The sequence below is a fragment of the Limosilactobacillus sp. genome (assembly GCF_022651205.1).
Taxonomy (GTDB): Bacteria; Bacillota; Bacilli; order Lactobacillales; family Lactobacillaceae; genus Limosilactobacillus.
Genome location: NZ_JALCQI010000005.1, coordinates 37318 through 61193, shown reverse-complemented (window position 1 = coordinate 61193; position 23876 = coordinate 37318). Strand labels below are relative to the sequence as shown.

The window sequence follows — 23876 nt, the reverse complement described above, 5'->3', positions numbered from 1 at the left end:
AAAATCGAACTTAATTTTTATTGCAATAAAAACACCAGTGTCCTTTCTCATCACAAGAAATTACACTGGTATTTTAAATTACACTTCTTTAAGCTAAGGCACTCCACTGCTTCCAAGTCTTAAGATTACTGATTGCATCAAGTGAATCGTAAGCCCCGGTGCTTAATTTTTGAAGGAGCTTAGGATCAGTTAGGATGTTTTCAGCAGCTTTTTCCATCTTTTTAGCGTTATTTAGTGGGATTAATTCACCGTTAACGCCAGATTGAATCATTTCTCTTGGACCGTAAAGATAGTCATAACTGACAACAGGAACACCATGGGAAAGAGCTTCTCCCATTGCTAGTGGTTGACCGTCAATTCGACTAGTGTCCATGAATAGTTGGGCACTGTTATAGGCTGCTTCAAGGTTGACTTGGTAACCAGCAAAGATTACCGTTCCAGTCAAACCAGCATCATCAACCTGCTTCTTGTAACGGTTGACATCATTAGCATTTCCATAACCGTAAAGGGTTAACTTAGTAGTCGGTACCTTCTTATGGATCCGGATAAAGATATCAATCAACTTGCCAGTTTGCTTATCTTCACCGAGACGACCAACATAAATAATCTGTCCGGCAATCCGGTAATTCATCGCTGCTCGCTGACGGTTCGTCTTCACGGGAACACCATTGATAGCGTAGACCGGCTTCTGATCGTTAATCCGCTTCCGGATCATTTCAGCTTGAGCTTCCGTCATCGTAATAATCCCGTTCCACTTATCAAGATCGGTAGTCAACGGTCTTTGAAGCATGGCGTTTAATGGACCAGTCTTCAAGTTATCACCATCGTTAACGTGATTCATTGCCATCCACAGGTACTTCTTAGCTGCCGTTTGCATGCTCATTACTGGCTGAATAGCAGTTGCAGGTCTGTCAGCGATGAAGATGTTATTTTCACCATTAGCCTTATTCAATTCATCCAAGAAGAAGGCAAAGAGATCACCTTCACTATCAAAGTAGTAATCGTGGCCGTTGTAGTTTTTCAGGACGTTTAACGAATTAATGGGGGTATTTTGTACCGACTTAACGTAGTACCGTTCCATATATAATGATTGATCCGGACGGTAATAACGTTCAAAACTAATTTGACCATCTTCACCCAAGAATTGATCAACTGATTTAAAGCCACGCAAATCATACTGTTGATGAAGGGTAATGTTTCCAGCAACATCAAACCAGTCGATGTGGTTAACTAAGCCGACCGTTCCACCTGTAAAGTAAACGATGCAGATTAGCCGGTCACCATCTTTGACTTCTTGGTAGTTGTTTCCCGTGCCAACCTGGTATTCAATTGGCAAGTTCAAATCGCTGACGTGGAGATCGTGACCGGTATAATTAGTCGTTCCCGCAAAGAAGTCATACATATTAACCAGTTGATCATCAGTCAATCCAAAACGTTTTAGCGTTGCGTGAATAATCTGGTCATAATTTTGTGTAACTAGCTTTGCCTCAGCATTGTGATCTTTAAAGAGCTTCAGCCGCTTCATTTCGGCGTGCTCAATACTTGAATCGTTGCTCAATAGGTATTGGTTAACGAAAAAGAACATTATTTAGCGGCCTCCTTTTCCTTCATATCATCAACTAATTCATTCCAAAGTTTCATCACGTTTGGTTCAGAATACCGTTCACTATCCTTGTAGGCATTTTCACTGAACTGCGCTAACTTATCCTGATTAGTAAGGAGGTCAATAATTGCCTTAGCTAAGCCGTCAATATCACCATTAGTGGTCAGGATCCCGTCTTGTCCGTCAATGACAACGTCGGCCGGGCCATACTTAATGTCATTAGCAATAATTGGTAAGCCGTGTGATTGGGCCTCAACAAGTGATAATGGCAATCCTTCTGCACGACTTGGCAGAATCAACAATTGAGCATCATTATAAACTGCATTTGGATCGTTGGTGTAGCCGTGGAAGGTAACGGAACTTTCTAGTTTTTCGTCCTTCACGATCTGCTTCAGCGTTTTATCAAAGTTATCGTTAGCGTAACCCCAGAAATCGAGTTTGGCTGCTGGAACCTTGGCAAGAACTTGCGGCCAGGCCTTTAATAGTTGATCCTGCTGCTTTTCTGGTGAAAGTCGAGCAACCATTACAACTTGATTCTTTGTCCGCTTTTCAAATGGAATGTGATCAGCTTCAAGGACTGCCTTAGGGACAATTGGTCCGGGGATTCGGTAAATTTTCGTCCCAAATTTAGCGAAACGATCCTTCACGTCCTTTTGTTGTTGTGGCGTTAAGGTAATAATTCCGTCCCAATCCTTAACGTGGTTGAGGCCCCATGTGTAGTTATAATTTAAGGTTGAATGCAGCATGTCACTATTATCGTTAACGTGATCGTTGTGCAGCTGCATTGCTCGGAATACCCGATGTTTCATGTGAAGTACTGACCAACCAACCTCATAGGACCGGTCAACAACTAGCCCCACCGGTTCATCATTGGTTAATTCTGGATCAGTTACCAATTCATCATAGAAGAACCGAGTTAGTTCATCGAGATTGGCGAACTGATAATCGTGACCCTTGTAGTTAAAGAGGTGATAGGTGTCAATCACTTTATCACGACGGTTCTTTTGGTGTTCAAGTTGGATTGCGATCGTTCCATCTGGACGCATGTAGTTTTCGGTCGCAATATTGCCATCCCAGTCATAAACCTGTTCAACAGAAATAAAGCCCCGGTTGTCATACCAACTAACCTTCAATAGTTTTCCGAAGTGATCAAAGTATTGCAAATTAATAATGTGTTTTTCCTTATCGTTCCGGCGCCGAATGTACATAATTCGGTTGCCATTGCGGTAGTAATTATAGTTAATTCCGTCAGCCTTGCGGTCCCAAGTTGGATCAATATCAATGTCCCTAATAGTGACGTTCTTTTGTGGAAAAATCCGCGCTTCTTGAAAATAATCAAATAGGTTGACAAAGTCTTCATCAGCGATCTCCGCTTCTGCAGTTACCATATGTAATTCATTCGAATACTTTCGGGTAACAATCTTTGCGGATTCATTGAACATCTCAAACAGGTGTAATCGCTTAATTTGAGCGTGCTCAATTCCTGATTTATTATGCTGAATATTATCGTTCAGAAAGAATAACATTGCTTTTCTCCTTTTCTACGTTAACAAATTAAGTGTACCATAAGAAAAGTTGTGAGATTAGGAGTTCCCGTTAGTTTGTGTTAAAATTTATACTTATAACAAGAAAGAAGTGGAAGAGTAATGCAAAACCCGTTTGGTAACAACAATGACAACAACCAAAACCCGTTTGACCTCAACAATCTCCCGTTACCACCAAATTACGCGAAGATTGTTAATGATCAGGGGCAAATTAGGATTGCCAAAGTGGGAATTTCATGGACAACACTCTGGTTTGGTCCCCTACCGGCATTGTTCCGGGGCGATTATTACAACTTTATCTTGATGATCGTCCTCGATCTCGACTATGCGTTAGTCGTCCTGTTCTTTGGACTAAACTGGTTAATGCAATTCCCGTGGCCTTCACTTGTGTTTGCTATCTTGTACAATATGATGTACTTCAAGCATTCATTCAGGCTTGGCTACCGACCTGCTGACCAACGTTCGCGTGAATTACTAGAAAGATTTCATTATTTGAAAAAGTAGATTAAAAGACTGAAGCTAGAAAAAGCGTTTTGCTTTTTCTAGCTTCAGTCTTTTTGCTATTTTTAGTTATTTTCCAGCTTGTTCTTTCGACCACAATAACGGGCTATCGCGCCACTGTTTAAGGACTTCTAGGTCAGCCGAAGAAATTTGGTGTTGCTTCATTGCAAGATTGATTAATTCAGTGTAGTTAGTAACTGAATAATATTTAATCCCCGCAGCACCAAAATTAGTATCCGCAGCCGGAAGTTGATAAGTAAAGATTGAGACAACGCCAACAACATTACCACCAGCCTCACGAACTGCTTTGACAGCCTTTAAGACACTGCCACCGGTTGAAATCAGATCATCAACCACAACTACCTGTTGGTCAGGTTCAAGGATCCCTTCGATCATCTTCCCACGACCATGATCCTTTGGTTGCTTCCGAACATAAATCAATGGAAGCTTTAACTGCTGAGCAACCCAAGCAGCATGTGGGATCCCAGCCGTTGCCGTTCCCGCGACTACTTCTGCTTCTGGGAAATGATCACGAATCAATTGAGCTAAGCCGGTATAAATCGCCTTACGAACTGCCGGGTAAGAAATGGTAATCCGGTTATCCGTGTAGATTGGCGCCTTCATTCCACTGGCCCAGGTAAATGGCTTGTTAGGGCTTAGAGTTACCGCATTGATTTTCAGCAGTGACTCTGCAACGATTTCTGAATTAGTCAAGGTGTTCCCCTCCTAAGAATTCGTGACGAATCTTCTTGTAGGCAGCAACCGGATCACTACTTTGAGTGATTGGCCGACCAACAACAATTCCGTTACTTCCCATTTCAGCAGCCTGCTTAGGGGTAACAACCCGTTTTTGATCATCATGATTATTTAAATCAAGCCGGATTCCCGGTGTGATGCATAGGAAGTTGGGGTTAGTAACTTGCCGAATAGCTTCAATTTCCTTAGCAGAACAAACGACACCCGCAAGGCCACTTTCATCGGCTAACCGAGCATAGTTTTGAACTGATTCCATTACGGTTCCGTTAATCCGTTGCTCGTTATGCAGAATTTGTTCATCAATCGAAGTCAATTGAGTAATTGCTAACATCTTTGGAACAGCATTCCGTGCTTCAGCAGCACCACGCTTTAGTCCGCGAAGGCCAGCCTTCATCATTTCACTACCACCAACGGCATGAACGGTAACAAAAGAAACTCCGAGGCGTCCGAGCTGAGCCATTGCCCGTTCAACGGTGTTTGGAATATCATCGGACTTCAAGTCGAGGAAGACTTGGAAGCCCCGTTCCTTAGCTTGCTTAACAATTCCGGGACCAAAAGCATAGAAAAGTTCCATCCCGATCTTAATAATCGGCATGTGATCCGTATCGTTCGAAAGTTTGTCAAATAACTGAACAGCTTCTCGTTTGTCTGGGACATCAATAGCTACAATTGGTTCAAAACGTTCCATAATTTTCCTCCTAAAAAAGCACCAGTACTCCTTAGCTTAAGGGTCTGGTGCCTTTTCGTATTCACTACTAACACCGTTTGGCCCTCTCTGGAGCTGATTAAATGGTTGTCTATCTATTCGTGATGTTCGATTGTAATATCCTCGTGACCATCGTATTCTTCGACAGCGACGTGGACTGTTTCGTTCATTGCGGTTGGAATATTCTTCCCAACGAAATCAGGTCGAATTGGTAATTCACGGTGACCCCGATCAACTAATACCGCAAGTGAGATCCGTTGTGGACGTCCCATATCCATTAAGGCATCCAGGGCTGCCCGAACCGTCCGGCCAGTAAAGAGAACATCGTCGACCAAGATCACATGCTTGTCATTAATATCAATGCCGAGTGAAGAAGTCTTAACGGTTGGTTCCTTATGGTGATCAGGGATATGCCGATCATCACGGTATAGGGTAATATCCAGAGCCCCAACTGGAACCTTAACATCTTCTAGTTGGTTCAACCGCTTCGCTAACCGCTCTGCTAAGTAAACTCCTCGAGTCTTAATCCCAACAAAGACAAGGTTTTCGACCCCTTTATTTTGTTCAATAATTTCGTAAGTAATTCGCGTTAATGCCCGCTGCATGCTTGAGCCATCAACGATTTCATGAGCCATCATGGTCACTTCCTCTTAATCAATTTTACAAAACCCTTCCTCACTGAATCTGTGAAGAAGGGTCTTGTTAATTATTCGTTCCTTCTTGATTTCACGGAATCAGGTTAAAGGCAATATTTTCTCTTATTATGAGTATTTTAAGCGTCTCACCAGGCCATGTCAACAAAATCACTAATTGTTGTTAGAAGAGGAATGATTATCTAACCATGACTCCATCATTGAGGTAATGTTATTCCAAATACTACTAAAGCCGTCCTTATTTTTAAGGCTATTAACCGTTGAACTAGCATTAGATGGATCCTGCTGAAGCTGGTTAACAACCTGATTAACGTCATTTAATTTTTGCTTAGCGGAATTGCTATTTAACTGACTTTCAATTTGTTGGTTTTGGTTTGAAATATCATTCAAGTGGTTCTGGAGTTCCTGTTGATCATGATCTTTTTCGTATTGCCGGGCAGCACCCCGAAGAGCGGCAACCTGCTGGGCAAGCTTCTGGTTGTCAGAACTCAACTTATTAATACTACTGGAGTTGTCGCTAATCTGACTACTTTGTTCCGTATTATTTGCCTGTTGAGCCTGGTTACGATTATGAGCTGCTACCGCCCACCATACAACAATGATTGCGATCAGAATAATCAAAGCTACCAACCATCCCCGATGACTCTTCTTAGGTGCCACTGGTTGAGCATTAGTCGTTGTTCGTGATTGAACTTGGCTCTGGGGCTTAACGTTCAGGGTTAAATGATCCGCAGCAGTTTGCCCGTCACTATCCATTACGGTGACCACAATTGGGTACTCTCCCTGTTGGTTAATGTTAACCTGGGTTAAATTAAAAGTCATTTTGTCGGTAACATCACGTCCATCACTCGTTGCCCTAATCCCAAACTGATTAATCAATTCTGAATTAGTAATCGACTGTCCTAATGGCCAATCAAGGTAGTGACGTTGAATTGTTAAAACTGGTTTTGCCATAATATCTCCCATATTTTTCAGTATCTAGTTTACGGTTGAATTATAACATACTAAAAAAGCTAATCACTGGCGGGAGGCCGGGGTGATTGGCTTTTAGGGTGGTTATTGTATTGTTCTACTGCAACCGAGCCAAAACGTGCTCGCAGGGAAGCCCCTATAGACAACAAACTCCCTCCCAGATGCTTTCAGCATCCAGTCGGGAGAAATTGTTGTCTTACGGGCCTTCTTTACCTGCTCACACTCTATAAATTCCATGGATCCTTTACAATAATGGTTTGGATCCGGTCGGCGCCGACGGAGATGGTAGCAAGTGGGGTTTGAGATAATTCACTAACTCGCTTGAGGTAGTTTTGGGCGTTAACTGGTAAGTCTTCAAATTTCTTAACGCCAGTAATATCTTCATCCCAACCAGGCATTTCTTCGTAAACAGGTTCGCAGCGGTCAAGTTCCTTTAAGCTAGCTGGGTAGTAATCGATTACCTTGCCATCAAGCTTGTAGGCCTTACATAATTTAACGGTCTTCAAACCAGTCAAGACATCCAACAAGTTCAAGCTCAAAACAGAAAGTCCTGAAACCCGACGTGCGTGCCGCATAGCAACGGTATCAAACCAACCAACCCGACGTGGACGACCGGTAACAGTTCCGTATTCATGACCAGTTTCACGAATTTGGTCACCAATTTCGTCAGTCAATTCTGTTGGGAATGGGCCAGCACCAACACGGGTTGAGTAAGCCTTGCAAATACCAACAACGGTATTAATCTTATTAGGTCCGATCCCGACACCGGTGCAAACACCACCAGCGATTGGGTTTGAAGCAGTAACGTATGGGTAGGTCCCTTGATCAACATCAAGCATTACACCTTGAGCACCTTCAAAGAGAACCTTCTTACCGGCATCCAAGGCATCATTAACAACCCGTGAAGTATCAGTAACGTACTTCTTTAATTGTTGACCATATTCATAATAAGGTTCAAAAATATCATCAAACTTAATTGGATCAACGTGGTAAAGCTTGGTGAACAATTCGTTCTTTTCCTTTAAGTTACGCTTCAACTTAATTTCGAACGTGTCCTTTTCTAATAGGTCACTCATCCGGATACCAACACGGGAAACCTTATCCATATATGTAGGTCCAATCCCGTTCTTAGTGGTACCAACCTTGTGATCACCCTTAGCAGCTTCTTGACACTTGTCCAATAGGATGTGGTAAGGGAAAGTAATGTGTGAGCGTGAAGAAATCCGTAAACCAGAAAGATCGATTCCATTATCTTCCAGATACTTCATTTCCTTAAGCATTGCCGGTGGATTAATAACAACCCCGTTACCAACAACCGCTAACTTGTCCTTACCGAAAATTCCAGATGGGATTAAACGTAAGGCAAACTTCTTTCCGTCGAACGCAATTGTGTGACCGGCATTGTTTCCACCTTGGGAACGGACCACAACATCCGCTTCTTGACTAAGGTAATCGGTCATCTTACCTTTCCCTTCGTCTCCCCACTGACTACCAACAATCACAACTGATGACATTATTCTTTCACCTCAAACTAATAATTTGTAAAAGACGTTTTTACTTCACTATATTACCGGACTTCGGATATTCAGTCAAGAAGATAACGAACAATTTTTCTGAATATTTTTATAATTGTCCGATATTTTTATTGACGATATTTACTAAACAGTGCATAATAACATACGGAATTTTTAAGAAAGTAAAGGAGCTGTTCTCGTGCAAACATTTGATTACGATGACATCCAACTAGTCCCAAACAAGTGTATTATTAAAAGCCGAAAAGAAGCTGATACTAGTATTAAGTTTGGCCCTAAGACGTTCAAAATCCCTGTAGTACCAGCGAACATGGAGAGTGTCATTAACGAAGACCTCGCCGTTTGGCTCGCTCAAAATGACTATTTCTATGTGATGCACCGGTTCGAACCCGAAGAACGTGCTGGGTTCGTCAAGCGGATGCATGAGCGAGGACTCTTTGCTTCTATTTCGGTTGGAATCAAGGATGCCGAATATGACTTCATTGATCAACTAAAAGCCGAACATTTAGATCCAGAATACATCACGATTGATGTTGCGCATGGTCACTCTGACTATGTAATCAAAATGATCAAATATATTAAGAAGAATTTGCCAAATGCTTTCGTGACCGCCGGAAACGTCGCTACTCCTGAAGCCGTTCGGGATCTCGAAAATGCTGGTGCTGACGCCACCAAGGTCGGTGTTGGTCCTGGTAAAGCCTGCATTACTAAGCTAAAGACCGGTTTTGGTACTGGTGGCTGGCAACTTGCCGCAATCCGTCTTTGTGCTAAGGCCGCTCGGAAGCCAATTATCGCTGATGGTGGTATTCGTCATAACGGTGATATTGCAAAGTCCGTTCGTTTCGGTGCCTCAATGGTAATGATCGGTTCAATGCTTGCTGGTCACCTTGAATCACCAGGTCACGTGATCACAATTGACGGCAAGCGTTACAAGCAATACTGGGGATCCGCATCCGAAGTTCAAAAGGGTGCCTACCGAAACGTTGAGGGAAAACAAATGCTTGTTCCTTACCGTGGTTCAATTAAGGATACCCTCCGTGAAATGCAAGAAGATCTCCAATCCTCCATTTCCTACGCCGGTGGTCGCGATCTCGACTCCATCCGCCGCGTCGATTACGTAATCGTTAAGAACTCAATAATGAATGGGGATTATTAGAAGTAGAGTGTCTTCGCTCCAAAGAGTTCCCGGAAAGCTAGCAATTTCTCCTGACGAAGGCGGCTTGCGCCTAGGAAGGAGGTTGCTAGCTCTAGGGAACTCGGGCGAAGCACGTTTCTACTATATTGCAGTAGAACGTTAGCTCGAGGAAGGTTAGGCTGAGCACGTTTCCGCTATGCTACAGTAGAACGTTTGCTAACCCTAGTAAAAGCAAAAGAGATTGTGAAGAACCATCTGATTCTTCACAATCTCTTATTTTCATCAATCACTAAAATGCAAAACCTCACCCAAAGGACGTCGCTCGGACCGATAAGAGTTAATCTTCGCCTTTTTCTCGTAACCAAGCGAAATTCCCTCAATAAAGCGCTCATCATCAGGAACGCCTAAGATCTGGTGCAAGATATTGGGAAAACGGACACTATTGTAGGTTGGAATCGAGCCTAACCCCAGATCCGTTGCCGCTAACATTAGCGTTTGACCAAATGCTCCTGCGTCCAGAATTGACCAGTCAGGAGATGCCTGGGGAATCGTAATATAAAGGATTACCGGTGAATTGTAGAGAGTCTGACTAGCTTCAGTCATTTGTTGGTGAGCTTCGTCGAACGTTGCAAAATGATGAACAATGCCGTGCCGCCACTGTTTCATATTTTCCTGTGTCTCGGTGCTCCACCCCTCACGTGCCAATACTGCTAAATCTGAATTACCCTGGTGGCCTGCTAGATCTTCTTTATGGTATGCGGCCTTAATTTTGTCTAATGACTCACCCATTGCACAATAAACTTGCCACGGCTGCGAGTTAACCCATGATGGTGTCCGCTGTGCTAATTTCACAACTTTCTTAATAAGCTCCTGATCAACAAGCTGATCGGTAAACTGCCGAACTGAATGACGAGAATTAATTGCTTCCGTTAGCTTCAATTTGATCGCTCCCTAATTAACTTATTTGCTAATTATAGTTTAACCTATTTTCTCAACTAACGAAGCTGACTCTAACCTTTTCGCGCAATAAAATTAGCAATCAACGATGACCTAGTCAGAAGCGACTTCGCACTAGCCTGTTCCTCTTCACTATGGGCGCCATCCCCGACAACCCCTAAAGCATCAATCGTTGGTACATCTCGGGCAACCATAATTCCTGCATCGGAAGCCCCACCGCCACCAACTGCTTGAAGCTTGCCACAGCCAGTTTGTTGGGCGACTTGATTTAGCTCATCAAAGAGCTGATTAACTGCTGGCGTTTCCTCCATACTATCAAGTTTTGTTCTGACCCTTACCGTAGTTATTGTATCTAGAATGGTTGGTGTAGCGGCGATTGATTTAATCTGCTCTAATAGCTTATCCCGTTGCTGATTCGTCTTAAAGCGAACGCCTAAGCTGGTCGTTGCTTGATCCGGAATAATATTTTCACTAGTACCGCCTTTAATCACTCCACAATTCACATGAACGCCTGCCTGTAAATCACTGAGTGTACTAAATTTAATAATCTGGTGAGCTAATTCAATAATCGCACTCCGCCCCTTTTCTGGTTCGGCACCTGAATGGGCAGCCCGACCATGAACGGTTATATCAACGATCATCCCACCACGATTATGGGTTCCAACATGACTTGGATCATCCTTCGTTCCTTCAAGGTTAAATCCATAAGCACCTCCTTGGCACTCGTCTGCAATAATGTCATACGTATTTGAATCCATATGAAGCTTTTCCTCATCACTCACGATAATCAATTTAATCGGGCGCCGGTTTAATTTCAGCTTTACCAGAGCCTGAATTGCAAATAAGCCAATCACCAATCCAGGCTTCATATCAAAGATCCCCGGTCCCGTCATTTGATCTTCCTCAATCTTAAATGGACGTTGTTTTGCGGTTCCTTTAGGGAAGACGGTATCCATGTGACCAAGCAGAATCACTGGCTGAAGCTCTTCTTCTCCTGGCAGTTCACCGATTAAGACCATTCCCTGTTTTCCACTATCTCGCTGACGGGTTTTCATCCCCAATTCTTTCATCTTTTCACTAAGAATATCTGCAACCTTTTGAACGCCAGCAACGTCATTAGATGGGCTATCAACGTTAATAATTTTCTCCGTTAACTCAATCATCGCTGCAAAGTGTTCCTGTAAGTAATTCGTAATTTGATTCATGGTTATTTCCTCCATTCAAATAATCGATTTAAATTCTGTTCTGATAGTTTCTATAAATAATTGATTGCAAAGCCGGCAAAGAACACCGACACTAATGTAACTGTGACTAACCCAGCAGTAATCATTTTCGGTAAGAAGTAGTTTTCTAGCGCTGTTTGTTCTGCCTCTGTTTGTCCAGCACTTGCCGCTATTTCCTGAGATAAAATCATCGTGGTTGGGAAGCCAAAGGTACATGTCATCCCTAATGCAATTGCCATTTCACGTGAAACATTAAAGAACTTCGCGGTGAAAAATGAAGTTACTACTACACCGATCGTGCCGACAATCAAGCAGACTGATAACGGTAATAAAACGGACATTACGGTTTGTGGCGTCGTATTTGCAAGGCTTGCTAAAATTACAATGGTTACCAAGAATGTGATCATCCCACTAGAAGCTGTTTTATCCATGATGTGATCATTAAGGAACCCTAATTGGTTAAAAATAATGCCTAAGATAAAGCAAAGAACTAAGTAGTTAATCGTGCCGTGAATCACGAGACTAACCCCGTAACTTAGTGAGGCAACAAGGCCCAACTTAGCAAGGTTGATAATTGGCGTATCAAAAAGTGCTGATAATTGTAATGGACGGCGACGTGTAGTAACTTCAGTCTTTTTCTCTTGAAGCTCTGAGCTGCCACCTTGAAGAAGTCGATGAGCTTCCCGCCGCATTGCGTAGGTAGCAATCGGAATTCCAATGATATTCTGGAATGTTAGCACTGCTAAGGCGTAAGTGGACAGCATTTGCATATCCTTTGCCCGCATCGCATTCAATAAGACCAGCGTTGCGGCATTTCCACCAGCAAAGATTGGAGCACCGACAACACCAAAGTTTTTATGGTTTACCAATAAAGCAACAGCAACAATTAAAATACATGAACCGATTGCGCCAAGAATCGCAATCACAACTACCTTCCATTGACGCTTTAGTTCAGCTAAATTAATGGTGGTTCCAAGTGACGTTAGCATTAATCCAACAATTGCCATTCCAAACTCTTCAACCCCACTGTTTGAGAAAAGGTTTTTCGGCAAGATTCCAGTCCAGAAGCCGATTAACGCTAAAACTGAAATTGTTAGTACTGTGTCAATAATTCCGTTAGTTTTTCGGGAAACATATTCGCTGGCGGCGTAAATCACCAGCAGGATTGTTAAAGAAATTACTCCAGACATATAAAAAATCCTCCAATATCATTTACTGTTACTGTTCAAAAACCGATCTCGCAGCGTAAATGATTTGGAAGATCCAAAAAGACCACGCAGCACCGAACTGTGTGGTCTTTAATAATTTATCGAGCCAACACAGGTACGCTTTGAGAAATCTCAAAATGACCGTACCCGTGTGAAAACACTAAATACGATCAAAAGTGTACCAAGCTTGCCAACTGTTTTGATTACGTGTTTTCATTGTTCTGGCTCCTTTCATTAAATCTTGATTAGAATACTACACCAATTTTTCTAGATGTCAATCACTTATTTTTAATTTGTCTTTTAATTGTGACGATAAAAGAAATCTTGCCGTTTGAATAACTTGCTTTAATTTGTCCGCCAAAGCTCTTAACAATACTTTGGGCCATTGATAAACCAATTCCATAACCCGATTTTTTCTCACTAATCGTTCGCGCCTTATCTTCCCGATAAAATCGTTCAAAGAAGCGTTGATAGTCAACGTCTTTTCCCGCAGCGAATGAATTAGTCACCGAAAGCATAACATTCCGCTTCCGTTTACCCAAATTCAGGTTTAAGAAAATTTCACCATGCGGATCACAATACTTTGTAGCATTATCAAGAAGGATGCTAATTAATTCATATAAGTAGTGTTCATTTGCACGAACCTTTAAGCCAGCAGAAACGGATTTCTTAAAGTTCTTACCGTCTTGGATAATAACACTCTTAAAGCTATCAGCAACTTGATTAGCGACCTGGCTTGCATCAACAACAGTCATTGTTAACTGTGGTTTTTCCTGAAGTCGTGCTAGTGAGACAAAGTAGTTAATTAATTTCGTTAGCCTAGCGACCTGCTGCTTCGTACTTTTGGTAAGATCCGTTTCACCACTCATTAGTTCTTGCATTTCGGTATTGGCTGAAATAACGCTTAGTGGTGTTTTTAGTTCATGACCGGCATTAGTAATAAACTCTTTTTGCCGTTTTTCCGCTTGAATAATTGGACGAATTGCGGCATTCGAGAAAAGGATCAGGACGGCCGTATACAGCATCAGGCTAATTGCCCCCAACATAATCCCCAAATACGTAACTTCGCGAGCTTTCGACAACATTAATGTTTCATCTAGAAAGACAACATTGGTTCTCTTCCCACTGTTCTTAATTCGGTAAGCATAAACTGTCTGATTATAGAATACTCGTCCTTCGTTACGGTGACGCTTTAATACTCGCTGCGTTAGCTTTTGAATTTCAACTGGCGAAACTGAAAGAATATGATCATCGTCAATTTTCATTTGGTTATTTCCCGTATTAACCGTTGCGCTAAAGTAACGGTACTGGTTTAAACTCTCCCGAGTAAACTGCGGCTGAGTAAATGACTGTGATTGCTTAGGAACTAACCGCGCTGGCATTTCACCTTCATTATTACTTAAAATCGTCAATACAGAATTAACTTCCTGGTGAGCACGAAAATAAGTAACCGAACTAATACTACCAACAATCGTAATGATGACTAGTAATAACGCACATGTTGAAAATATAATAAATTGTTTGCGAAAATGACGAATCATTATTAATCAACCTTTCAAGATGTACGGACCGCCCTTTTCACCAAGAATCTTGACGTCCGACTGGATCGACTGGAGCTTTTGGCGAAGATAGGCAATGTTAATCCATACTTCTTCTGTGTCAGCTTCCTCATCACTAGCATTCCAAACATGGTTAAGTAAGTCTTCTGCCGTTAGTTCTTTCCCAGCATTCAAGATGAAGTATTCCAGCATCCGGGTCTCTTCTCGTGAAAGGCTAATTGAATTATCGCTTTCTAAAACCTGTTCATTACTATCCAGGTGGAGATCAGCGAACTTTAGATCATCGCCATTGTATTGAGTAGCTCGTCGCTCCAATGATCGCAATCGGGCTAATAGTTCTTTGAGTGAAAACGGCTTCGTCAGGTAGTCATCGGCTCCCGAATCTAACCCGTTAACTCGGTCATCTTCTTCGGCCATTGCGGTCAACATCATAACGTAAGTCCGGTCACCACGAGCACGAATTTCCTTTAACGCTTCAATCCCGTTCTTTACCGGCATCATAATATCTAAAATAATTACGTCATAAGCATTCTTCTGCGATAGTTCAACTGCTTTTTGACCATTATCAACAGCATCAACTTGATAATTGTTTTGTTCCATCGCCATCTTTAACACTCGAGCTAGTTGTTCCTCGTCCTCAGCAAGTAAAATTCTCATAATTAATTACCACCTAATCTTCTCGAATTAACTGCCGAATTGTTTCCATCTGAATATCACATGAAGCTAACTGATCTGCGCAACGTTTTAACTCACGACCAATCCGTTCTGGATTCTTAACGTGATGCTTATACTTAATCTCATGTTCTAAACTCGCCCAGGAATCCATCGCAATTGTCCGTAGTTGAATTTCCACAAAAAAGTGTCCGGGGTTGTTTCCACCAATGTCCCGATAGTTTTCCACCACGTCCAAAATCAAGTGATAGCTCCGGTAACCATTAGGCTTTGATTTTGTAATATAGTCTTTCTCCTTAACCACTGAACACCATTCAGCATTTCGAAGAACATCCAAGCACCGATCAATATCACTAATAAAGTTACAAACAATTCGGATTCCAACAGCATCACGACACCGACGTAATGCTGATTCGGTTGTTAATGGATAATTCTTCCTTTGACACTTTTCTTCCATACTCGATGGCGTTTTAACCCGACCAATTAAATGCTCATACAGCTTTGGCTGGTGTTTATCAAGTTCTCGTCGGTTTAGTTGCTTAATCCTGTCCTCTACATCAAGGAGGATCTCATTTAATGTTTCTTCATAAGGACCATAGATTGACATTAATCGCCACTCCTTATCAATATCTTTCAGCAGTTACTTCTGCTTCAACACATTTTATTATAACAATTTTTATGGTGATTCTTTAGTAATATCCGTTTCTTTAATAGCCTACTACAGGGTACTAAAAATTAATTCCATTAGAGCGGTTACGCAGGCATCGATAATTACAAATGCCTTATCACATAGTCCCTTCACTCTTATTTCACCAACTTCCAGTTAAGTTTGGTCAATTTTACCATAATTAAGGTTCTAGTCCACCACCAGCTGGGACAACTAAGATAAAGTTAAGGATCCGATTGGCATAACTCTGTGAACCCGTGTAATCAGTAATTGCTGAATTTAACTCACCCAAATTATCAGTAATAATTCCGTCGACGTGATCGTACATCATCTGTTTCATGACTTCGGGATCGTTAACAGTCCATGAATAAACCTTGTCGTTTTGCTGATGTGCCTGCTGAATAAATTCAAAATTTAATGTTGAGTACTCCATTGAATACCCATCCGCAACACTCTTTGGATAAGAGAAGTTATACGGTTGGATATAAAGCACCTTTAATTTAGGATTCAATTTCTTCAATCCCGATACAGCTTGGTAATCAAGTGAATGAACGAGATCATGATCCCTAATAATCCGTTTACCATACTGTTGGTTAAATCGTTTCAGCATGGCCTTAGAATCATTTGGAGTCGTTTTAACTTCAATTAATAATTTTTGATGAAGTTGTTCTGCTGTATTTAGGTATTGATCTAAGCTTGCAAGTTTAGCGTGATGACCATTCTCTCGCGCCGTTAATTTAGTTAACTGGGCTAGCGTGAGTTCATGAGGGGTCTTATTAACCCCGGTTAGCTTCTTGAGGTTTTCATCATGGAGGACGACGAATTTATGATCCTTCGTCTCGTGAACATCCATTTCAATATAATCTGGGTGAAGCCGATGGGTCCGTTCCATTGCGGGAATTGTGTTCTGGACACCATTTTCCTCAGCAACGCCACGGTGTGAGATCGTAATTGGTCGTGTCAGGCCGCTTCCCTTAAGGTAATAATAATTATTAACTACTACCAAGCCACCAAGGAGCACAAGTAATACTCCAAAGGTCGTCCAGCCTAACCAACTGGCCTTTTTTCTCGTCTTTTCTTGATTAGAGAAATCATCTACTACAGAGATCACAACCTGTAAAGCAACAATGCCGGCCCAGACCGTTAACAACTCACTAATCCCTTGAACCAAGGTTAGGTTAAAAATCGCTGAAGCAAAAGCCAATTTCCCGGGAAATAAGTCCAGCAGTGTTTGTAAACCATAGATCAACAAATAAAAGCATGTTAATCCAACAGCCGCAATAATTCCTAGCACAATCAGTTTCTTTACGTATTGCCACCATTTTAACCCACTGGTAAGGTGCCAACTTGTTACTAAAGCATCACGGGTTCGCCGTCCTTGATAGATCATCAACGGTAACGTCAAAATTAACCGCACTCCCAGGATCGTGGTGATAACGTAAAAAGCAATTAGAATCACTAATAATGTGTTATTCCGGGTCATAAAATCAAGAATAAATTCCGGGATTTGAACCTTAGATAATAATGGTGTCCGAAACACTAGATCAACAAACGGAATAACCAACACAAAGTAAAGTAACATTAACGGTAGCGAACCTGGACGAATATTTTGCATTGCTAGCCAGGATTCTTTCATTAGCCGCCTGAAGCTCATTTGATTGCTTAAAATAAGACGGAGACCCAGCAATAAAATTGCAAACTGCCAATAAATGACCAGTAACAGAAGAATTAATTCAATTAATAACCCAACAACCACTAAGGTATGCTGAGTAACCAATATTTTAATATTCTGGTAGGAAATAAACGGGATCCCACCAGCTTGAAGAATATATGTTGTTACTAACCGAAAAAGTGGGATAAAGATCAACTGATTAACGAGATCCATCCCCACAAATAAAATAATGAATGATACCCAATGTTGCCAAAAATTCTTTGAATATTGACAAAGACTATGCCAAATTGCCCTCAAAGTTACGCCCCCGTCGTCTATTAATTCTTTTCTTATTATACAGCTCTAATTATTCCCGAACCTGCTTAATATTTGCAATTACAACTGATGAATGATCATTAAAAAAGACCCGGCCGCGTTCAGGTTTAATTTTTGAAACCTGATCATGAAATTCCTCATAATAACCAACCGTGTCATTAAAGTAGTTTATAGTAACTGGTTGCTTTGATCTTACGGCTAATTGAAGCTTGTTAAAGATGGTCCGCTCCTCATCTGCCGAAAGGTACTTCTTATGGGCATATATCTCTGCTTTCTTCTGAATCAAGCTCCCGAAGCCGGTTAATGCCGCAAATGGTGAAAACTGACCTGCACGATCTTCCTTCATCATTGGCATGTGTCCCTTGGATTGCTGATAGGGGCGCTTAATAATGTCATTATATTGAGAAGTATCACTAAATAGTTCCCGTTCAATGATTTCTTTTTCATCCATAACTATGCTCGGTGACCCCCGATCTGATCATTTCGTTCCTTGGTTGTCGATCCCTTTTTTAGGTCCCCCAAGTGAAGGATCACATTCTTATCGCCTAACTTTTGTTGAAGTTTAAGAATTGTTGCTTGTAACTTTTGGTCACGCTGGCGTTTGTTTGCTGCAACTTGCTCTTGTTTAATCTCTCTTTGTGGATCTTCAAAAAGGTTAATCTGCTTAAAGTGAGTCATCTTAGCAGCAACATCCTCATCAATCATTTGAGTTGAAATCAACGTTATTTTCCTTACTAGCAAGTTAGGGTTAACGCATCGCTCATATAAATTTTTGTAAACCCTTCTTAACTCTGAGCCTGAGGCCGTAGGAAGTTCTAACTTTTGATGAGCGTGACTCGGTTTGGCTGTCCGCCGTCCATAAAAATCCTCAACTACCGGTCCTTGATAATTAGGGGCATATTGAAGGCTCTGTGGATCGTATTGGACAACAATTCCAAAATTAGCACTAACGACATGGCGCTTCACCATCGTTAAGGCAACCGAATCAACCATTCCTTGCGCAGCGGCTAACCCTTCCCGATACTTATACGGCTTCATTAAAACCTGACTGGAATAAATCCCGTGTTCTTCTGAATGGTAGTTTTTAATATCAGCAATAGTCGCCGTCTCGTGGCCCCAGGCATGGTCAATGAGAAGCTCTGCGTTCTTACCAAACTCATGATAAAGAACCTCTTCATTCATTGGATCAGACAGCTTACCGATTGAACACCGCGCAACATCACCCATCGTGTGCAGTCCTAATTTCGTCAACCTCTTCGCGTAACCCCGGCCAATACGCCAAAAGTCGGTCAGTGGCTGATGCGCCCAAAGGTACCGCCGATATTGATATTCATTTAGTTGGGCAATCCGAACACCATCCTGATCACCAGGAATCCGTTTAGCAACAATATCCATTGCCACTTTTGCCAGATAGAGGTTCGTCCCGATTCCCGCTGTAGCAGTAAGCCCCGTTTCTAGCTGGATCTGCTGGATAATCTGCTTTGCTAGCGTATGTGGCGATACTTGATGTTCCATAATGTAGTCAGTAACATCCATCATTACCTCATCAATCGAATAAACATGGATGTTCTCTGGCTTGATAAAGCGTAAGTAAATCCCGTACACTTCCGCACTTCTTTCCATGTAGAAGTGCATTCGTGGTGGGACTATCTTGAAATCAACCCGTAAGTTAGGTGACTTCAATATTTTTCCTCGATAAATCGACCCGTGCTTTGATAAATGATGGCAAGTAGCGTGCTTTGAACGTTCTCGATTAATCCGGTCGACGATCTGATGGACTTCATATAATCGTGGTCGACCAGGAACGCCGAACTGTTTTAAGGCTGGGGAAACAGCTAAGCAAATGGTTTTATCTGTTCGTGAACTATCAGCAACCACCAAGTTAGCGTTTAATGGATTTAAGTGGCGTTCAACACACTCTACTGATGCATAAAAAGACTTTAAATCAATCGCCATGTAGATTCGTTGTTGATCGCCCATCATTTACGCTCTCCTTTTCCATTTTCTATCATTATAGCATTTTTATCGAACAAATGGTCGATAAGAACGTAAAAAATAATCCTCAACTTTAACATTGAGGATCACTTATTAAATTAGTAGTCTACATCGTCCGGATCAGCACATTGACCACCAAGGTTTGTCAAAAGGCTGATCTTCTTCATTTCGTCATCAGTCAACGTAAAGTCAAAGATGTCCTTATTTTGAACCATCCGGTTTTCGTGAACTGATTTTGGTAGTGGAACAATTCCTTGCTGAATGATCCACCGTAAGCAAACTTGCGCAGCGGTCTTATTATGCTTATCCGCAATCTGAAGAATTGTCGGATTTGTCATTACCTTGGCTCCTTGACCGCCAAGTGGTGCCCAAGCTTCTACAAGAATATTATGAGCCTGAAGATATTTAACCTGTTCTGTATGTGGCCAACCGGGGTGAACCTCAATTTGGTCAACAGCCGGCGCAACCTTTGCCGTCTTCATTAGGTCAACGATATGGTGAGGCATAAAGTTACTCAAACCAATTGCCTTAATCTTACCTTCGTTGTACAAATCTTCCATTGCCCGCCAGGTTTCAGCGTTAATCTTACTTGCTTCAGTCCCAAATTGCTTTTGGTTTGCTGGCCAGTGAATCAGGTATAAGTCAAGGTAGTCCATTTGAAGACGATCCAACGTTTCTTGGAAAGCCTTCTTTGTAGATTCATAACCCCGATTATCGTTCCACAACTTACTGGTGACAAAGAGATCCTTCCGGTCAATTCCAGAATCCTTAATTCCTTTACCAACCGCCTCTTCATTACCATATACAGCCGCGGTATCAATGTGACGGTAGCCAACCTTAATTGCATCTGCCACTGCCTTTTCAGCAACATCTGCTGGGGTTCGGAAAGTCCCATAACCAACACACGGAATTTGGGTGCCATTATTTAAATTCAATTTTGAATTAATATTTGTTAATTCGATCAATTTGTCCACTTCCTTATCACTTACTATTATATAGTCTTTTCTCTTTTATGGTAATTTTTAAACATCCAAAATGTCAAATTATATATAACTAAAAAGAGACGATGCACTCCTGTTTAAGAGTATATCGTCCCTTTTTACAGTAATATTCATTTTAGTAAAGACAGATTCTGTAACATCCGCCTTTATTCCCAATCATGTAACCGAACTAATTTATATTATTTATTGATAGAGAGTTTAATGTTAGTTCATTTGTGCCTTAATTGCTGCTAGTGAAACATCACCAGTTTGGTCAAACTTAACGTCAGCATCCTTTAAGTCTGCACCGAAACCAATTGATAATTCGCCAGCACGGTTAATTGATTCGATCCCTGCTTGGGCATCTTCCAGACCAGCAACTTGATTAGCAGGCAAGTTCATTAACTTTGCTGCTTCACTGTAAATTTCTGGATCTGGCTTACCATGAGTTAGCTTTGCGGGATCGACAATTCCTTCAAAGTAATCGGTAATTTGTAAGTACTTCAAAACCTTTGGGGCATTTTTGGATGCAGAAGCTAAAACAATGTGGTATTTGTGAGCTTTTAATTCATCCAAGAAGTCTTTCATTCCAGGTAAAATGTCGGCTGGAGTTAAAGTTTCAACTAACTTAATGTAGTTGTCATTCTTTTCAGTAGCCAACGCAACCTTTTCTTCTTGGGTATAGTCATTTTCGTGACCACCAGCTTTTAAGATCAGTTCTAGAGAATCCATTCGGCTAACACCCTTTAGACTATCTGCTAGTTCAGGGGTCCATTCGGTGCCCACCTTATCAGCAAGCTGATGCCATGCTTGTCCATGGAACCGTGCAGTATCTGCAATCACACCATCAAGGTCAAAAGCAAATCCTTTCAAATCTTCAAAATTCATTCTCGGTTGCCTCCAGTAATTACTTTAATTCAAGTTTCTTACCGTCAAGATCAATGGTAATTGGGTCACCTGATACCAAGTCAATCTTAGTACCGTTCTTATCAACCTTAACCTTCAAGATCCGACCACGGAACATTTGACGGAATTGGTATGAGTTCCACTTCTTAGGAAGGAATGGAGCATAGTGTAATTCACCATTACGTACACGCATACCAGCGAATCCTTGAACGATATCAAGCCATGAACCAGTCATTGAGGTAATGTGTAAACCATCTGAAGTATCGTTGTTGTAATTGTCAAGGTCAAGACGTGCTGAACGTTCATATAATTCAACGGCCTTATCTTCATAACCAATATCAGCAGCGATAATTGAGTAAACAGAAGCAGAAAGACTTGATTCATGAACAGTGTATTGTTCGTAGAAGTCAAAGTTGTTCTTCTTTTGTTCCTTAGTAAAGTCATCAATGAAGTCCCAAAGTCCTTGGATAACGTCACCTTGCTTTACGTATGGTGAACGAAGGATCCGGTCCCATGACCAGTGTTGGTTAAGTGGTAATTGATCACTTGGAATTTCAGAAACCGGTGTTAAGTCCTTATCCATGTAACCATCGTTTTCTGGGAAAATATCACGTTCCTTATCGTATGGAAGGTACATGTTATCTGCGATTCCCTTCCAACGACGCTTTTCATCCTCGGAAACGTTAAGCTTCTTAGCAACTTCTGGATCAACTTCCTTGAGAATTTCAAGGGTGTATTGAAGAGTCCAACGGCAAAGCAAGTTAGTGTACCAGTCGTTGTTAACGTTGTTGTCATATTCATCAGGACCAGTTACAGCGTGAAGCATGTACTTGTTCTTGTTTTGTGAGTAGTGAACCCGGTCGGCCCAGAAACGAGAAATTTCGGTAAGAACCTTTGCACCTTCATGAAGAACGTATGACTTGTCGCCAGTGTACTTCGTGTAGAGGTAGATAGCGTAGGCAATATCCCCGTTACGGTGAATTTCTTCAAAGGTAATTTCCCATTCGTTGTGACATTCGATCCCGTTAAATGTAACCATTGGGAACAATGCACCATCAAGATCTTGTTGCTTAGCGTTAATGTAAGCACCATCCAATTGCTTGTAACGGTACATTAACAAGTTCCGGGCAATTTCTGGGTTGGCAACACCAAGGTAAACGGGAATACAGTAAGCTTCAGTATCCCAGTAAGTAGCACCACCGTACTTTTCACCAGTAAATCCTTTTGGACTGATGTTAAGACGGTAATCCTTGCCATAGTAAGTAGAGAAGAGTTGGAAGAGGTTAAAACGAATCCCTTGTTGTGCTCCCTCATCACCATCAATTTCAACATCGGACTTAGCCCAACGATCTTCCCATTCTTGAACATGAGGATCAAGGATATCATCAAAGCTTTGGTCATCAAACTTAGCGGTTAATTCATCAAGATGCTTTTCGATTGCTTCTTGGGAATCAAAGTCACGTGAAGTTACAACAACTGTCCGCTTTTCAAAGTTGATTTCCTTACCAGCAGCAACTATTCCGGCAAAGGTGTTGTATGCATCCTTTTCGTCCGTTCCGTCACCAGCGTGATCAAGGTCAGTCTTTGTTGTGGTCTTCATACCAACAGTGAATTGTGGAGTACCAAAATCATTCTTCTTGGTTTCAGAAGTTAATTCAGCATGTTCGCCATTAGCACTCTTGTTCAAAACCAACCAGAATTGTTCATCATAGTTAGCATCTTCATTGTAAACATCAGCATCAATCATGCTAGTAATTTCAATCTTAGCATCGTTGCTTCCTTCGTTCTTAACATGAAGACGTTGACCAACTAATTCCTTTTGAACAGCAGATACAAACCGTTCAAAGTGGAATGACATTTCAGTTCCACCGATTTCAACAGTGAATTCACGGGTAAGAACACCACGCTTCATATCAAGGTCAAGCTTAAAGTCCTTTGGTGCTTGCTTAGCAAGGTCAAGTTGTTCACCGTTAACTTTGATGATTAACTTCATGAAGTTAACAGCGTTGATCATCTTACCAAAGTACTTAGGATAACCATTCTTCCACCAACCAACACGGGTCTTGTCAGGGAACCAAACCCCACCAAGGTAGACCCCTTGCATGTGGTCTGCTGAGTATCCTTCTTCAAAGAAGCCACGCATACCAAGGTTTTCATTAGCCAAACTCGTCATTGATTCTTGAAGACGCTTATCTTCAGGATCCCAATTATGAGTTGCGACGTGCCATGGAGCAATTTCAAATGTTTGTTTCATGATTACAATTCCTTCCTTCTTTATACAATAGGGCCGTGGCTAATAACCGTCACAGTCCTATTTTGA

At 41.7% G+C, this 23876-nt stretch carries 21 protein-coding genes; 2 read left to right on the top strand and 19 right to left on the bottom strand.

All coding sequences use genetic code 11. From position 1 onward, the window contains the following. Window positions 1-88: 88 nt before the first annotated feature. Together asp1 (LKJ51_RS02470) and asp1 (LKJ51_RS02465) are read right to left on the bottom strand one after the other, a co-directional pair. The gene (asp1, locus tag LKJ51_RS02470) at window positions 89-1585 is read right to left on the bottom strand and encodes an accessory Sec system glycosyltransferase Asp1 (protein WP_291979038.1); all 1497 of its coding nucleotides are present in this window, start codon (window positions 1583-1585) and stop codon (window positions 89-91) included. Then, on the bottom strand, window positions 1585-3129 hold the full coding sequence (gene asp1, locus LKJ51_RS02465) for an accessory Sec system glycosyltransferase Asp1 (RefSeq protein WP_291979036.1): 1545 nt from the start codon (window positions 3127-3129) through the stop codon (window positions 1585-1587). The genes asp1 (LKJ51_RS02470) and asp1 (LKJ51_RS02465) overlap by 1 nt, the downstream gene beginning before the upstream one ends. A 120-nt stretch (window positions 3130-3249) precedes the next feature. Between asp1 (LKJ51_RS02465) and LKJ51_RS02460 the strand changes: the two genes are divergently transcribed. Beyond that, window positions 3250-3651: a hypothetical protein gene (locus LKJ51_RS02460; protein ID WP_291979034.1), complete on the top strand. Its 402-nt coding sequence runs from the start codon at window positions 3250-3252 to the stop codon at window positions 3649-3651. Window positions 3652-3717: 66 nt separating this feature from the next. Here the strand turns inward: LKJ51_RS02460 and pyrE are convergent, their stop codons facing one another. The 5 genes from pyrE to LKJ51_RS02435 form a co-directional block, all read right to left on the bottom strand. Next, window positions 3718-4362, bottom strand: coding sequence for an orotate phosphoribosyltransferase (gene pyrE, locus LKJ51_RS02455; protein WP_291979032.1), 645 nt, complete (start codon window positions 4360-4362; stop codon window positions 3718-3720). Next, window positions 4355-5092: an orotidine-5'-phosphate decarboxylase gene (gene pyrF / locus LKJ51_RS02450; protein WP_291979030.1), complete on the bottom strand. Its 738-nt coding sequence runs from the start codon at window positions 5090-5092 to the stop codon at window positions 4355-4357. Before pyrF ends, pyrE begins: the two co-directional genes overlap by 8 nt. 113 nt (window positions 5093-5205) lie before the next feature. Continuing rightward, window positions 5206-5745 (bottom strand): bifunctional pyr operon transcriptional regulator/uracil phosphoribosyltransferase PyrR, encoded by a 540-nt coding sequence (gene pyrR, locus LKJ51_RS02445; protein WP_291979062.1) that lies wholly within the window; start codon window positions 5743-5745, stop codon window positions 5206-5208. 171 nt (window positions 5746-5916) lie between these two features. Next, window positions 5917-6717: a hypothetical protein gene (locus LKJ51_RS02440; protein ID WP_291979028.1), complete on the bottom strand. Its 801-nt coding sequence runs from the start codon at window positions 6715-6717 to the stop codon at window positions 5917-5919. 242 nt (window positions 6718-6959) lie between these two features. Continuing rightward, the gene (locus tag LKJ51_RS02435) at window positions 6960-8249 is read right to left on the bottom strand and encodes an adenylosuccinate synthase (protein ID WP_291979027.1); all 1290 of its coding nucleotides are present in this window, start codon (window positions 8247-8249) and stop codon (window positions 6960-6962) included. A 199-nt stretch (window positions 8250-8448) separates the two neighbouring features. Between LKJ51_RS02435 and LKJ51_RS02430 the strand changes: the two genes are divergently transcribed. Continuing rightward, entirely contained in the window at window positions 8449-9423 is a 975-nt protein-coding gene (locus LKJ51_RS02430; protein ID WP_291979025.1) for a GMP reductase, read from the top strand. 261 nt (window positions 9424-9684) lie between these two features. On the opposite strand, the gene LKJ51_RS02425 is transcribed toward LKJ51_RS02430, so the two are convergent. The 12 genes from LKJ51_RS02425 to LKJ51_RS02370 form a co-directional block, all read right to left on the bottom strand. Beyond that, entirely contained in the window at window positions 9685-10341 is a 657-nt protein-coding gene (locus LKJ51_RS02425; RefSeq protein ID WP_291979024.1) for a nitroreductase, read from the bottom strand. A 71-nt stretch (window positions 10342-10412) separates the two neighbouring features. Then, window positions 10413-11564, bottom strand: coding sequence for a M20 family metallopeptidase (locus LKJ51_RS02420; RefSeq protein ID WP_291979023.1), 1152 nt, complete (start codon window positions 11562-11564; stop codon window positions 10413-10415). Window positions 11565-11614: 50 nt separating this feature from the next. Next, window positions 11615-12772 carry a 2-hydroxycarboxylate transporter family protein gene (locus tag LKJ51_RS02415; protein ID WP_291979021.1) on the bottom strand — a complete coding sequence of 386 codons (1158 nt, stop codon included), beginning with the start codon at window positions 12770-12772 and terminating at the stop codon, window positions 11615-11617. Between the two features lie 296 nt (window positions 12773-13068). Continuing rightward, window positions 13069-14331 carry a sensor histidine kinase gene (locus LKJ51_RS02410; RefSeq protein WP_291979020.1) on the bottom strand — a complete coding sequence of 421 codons (1263 nt, stop codon included), beginning with the start codon at window positions 14329-14331 and terminating at the stop codon, window positions 13069-13071. 6 nt (window positions 14332-14337) lie between these two features. Then, a complete protein-coding gene (locus LKJ51_RS02405) occupies window positions 14338-15006 on the bottom strand; it encodes a response regulator transcription factor (RefSeq protein WP_291979018.1) in 669 nt (222 codons plus the stop codon). Between the two features lie 13 nt (window positions 15007-15019). Further along, the gene (locus tag LKJ51_RS02400; RefSeq protein WP_291979016.1) at window positions 15020-15628 is read right to left on the bottom strand and encodes a GTP pyrophosphokinase; all 609 of its coding nucleotides are present in this window, start codon (window positions 15626-15628) and stop codon (window positions 15020-15022) included. A gap of 241 nt (window positions 15629-15869) precedes the next feature. Continuing rightward, a complete protein-coding gene (locus LKJ51_RS02395; protein WP_291980081.1) occupies window positions 15870-17657 on the bottom strand; it encodes a glycerophosphodiester phosphodiesterase in 1788 nt (595 codons plus the stop codon). 49 nt (window positions 17658-17706) lie between these two features. After that, window positions 17707-18126 (bottom strand): YolD-like family protein, encoded by a 420-nt coding sequence (locus LKJ51_RS02390; protein ID WP_291978544.1) that lies wholly within the window; start codon window positions 18124-18126, stop codon window positions 17707-17709. Between the two features lie 2 nt (window positions 18127-18128). Continuing rightward, window positions 18129-19658 (bottom strand): Y-family DNA polymerase, encoded by a 1530-nt coding sequence (locus LKJ51_RS02385; RefSeq protein ID WP_434737670.1) that lies wholly within the window; start codon window positions 19656-19658, stop codon window positions 18129-18131. Window positions 19659-19768: 110 nt separating this feature from the next. Next, complete coding sequence (locus tag LKJ51_RS02380; protein WP_291978543.1) at window positions 19769-20635, bottom strand: aldo/keto reductase; 867 nt, start codon at window positions 20633-20635, stop codon at window positions 19769-19771. 240 nt (window positions 20636-20875) lie between these two features. Continuing rightward, a complete protein-coding gene (gene pgmB, locus LKJ51_RS02375; RefSeq protein ID WP_291978542.1) occupies window positions 20876-21538 on the bottom strand; it encodes a beta-phosphoglucomutase in 663 nt (220 codons plus the stop codon). Between the two features lie 19 nt (window positions 21539-21557). Continuing rightward, entirely contained in the window at window positions 21558-23810 is a 2253-nt protein-coding gene (locus LKJ51_RS02370; RefSeq protein WP_291978541.1) for a glycoside hydrolase family 65 protein, read from the bottom strand. Window positions 23811-23876: the final 66 nt, after the last annotated feature.